This window comes from Limnohabitans sp., assembly GCF_040400975.1.
In the GTDB taxonomy this organism is placed as follows: Bacteria; Pseudomonadota; Gammaproteobacteria; order Burkholderiales; family Burkholderiaceae_C; genus Limnohabitans_A.
In genome coordinates, this window is record NZ_JBBAPF010000147.1 from 1 (window position 1) to 1,111 (window position 1,111).

A 1,111-nucleotide genomic window follows, 5' to 3' on the forward strand; every position below is an offset into this window, starting at 1 on the left:
GGTGTGTCACGAAAGTTCCAGGGCAGGAAGTTGGGGCCTCACCGTTGGCTCGTGCGTTTGCTTTCAGTACTCACGAGTTGGCATTTTACCCGTTGCAGCGGCATCACGCTGCGCTGTCAGAGGCTGCAACATGAAACACACGGGTCGCCCACTGGCGGGCAGGAGCAGAGGGAACGGTCTGGCCCAAGCGGCCGCGCCACTCAATCTTGTCAGCGTTTGGTTGCGAGGAGTGTGTTCCACAGGTATGGCCCGATAGTGCTGCTCCATAGAATCTCATAAGGGCTCACTGAACGGCGTGGCCACACAATTAGGTGACCGTTTAAGTTTGACTGCAAGTTGCGTGCGCTATGTGTTTGGCCTGTGTTCCTCTGTTGAGGGCTCCATTGAATTTGTTACGCCACGGCGTTGGACGCCGCGGCTTTGTTGCCAGCTCATCTCCTCCAGGCGTGCAGTGGCACATGTGTTTGCAAACCGTTTGGCTCAAGCAGAGGTGCCTGGCACCCATGAGGCGGGATTCCTCTGGCGAGGTGCTTGACACCTCTGCAGGTCTGGTGGTGGAGTGCCGTGCGTAGTATTTCCTCCCGGCATGGATGATTGGACGGATGAAGGAATTGCTGCAGCGCTTGGCCTGGCTGCTGCTCCGCCAGCAGGCGACCACGCTGCAATGGGAAGACCTGGAGCTGCCGGTGCTGCTGCTCGAGTGGTTGCCGAGCCCCAGGCAAGAGGGCAAGGCCATGGCGTGGATCTCACCCCTCCAACTAGCCCAGACTTTCGCTTGCATAGAGCACAGTGCTCCAAACGGAACTGTGCAAAATGCACGCTGGCACGCGGAAGCCGGATGTGGGACACATACATTGACCTGCAGCTCTGCGGTAAAAAGGAGGTGGTTGCATTGGAAGAGAGATGCCGAATCACCCTGTGGGTTGGTTGTTGGATGTTGGATCTGCAATCGCTTCAGTGGCCGTGACAGGTTTGCTGGGAGCAAGTCCATTAGTGTTCAGAAGTGTGCTGTGGAGAGACACAACAAGTCCGCAACCCATCGTGTTGCAATCAACCGGTACGTGACGCAACTGGGGTTGTCTGCTGCTGAGTTGGTTATGGCACCGTCACC

Annotated in this window: 1 protein-coding gene; it reads left to right on the plus strand. The window is 57.3% G+C overall.

Translation table 11 applies throughout. The annotated features are described in order from the left end of the window. Positions 1–602: 602 nt before the first annotated feature. Positions 603–1,111: hypothetical protein (locus ABWQ00_RS16255; RefSeq protein WP_353239701.1), on the plus strand; the 509-nt coding region annotated here is incomplete at its 3' end.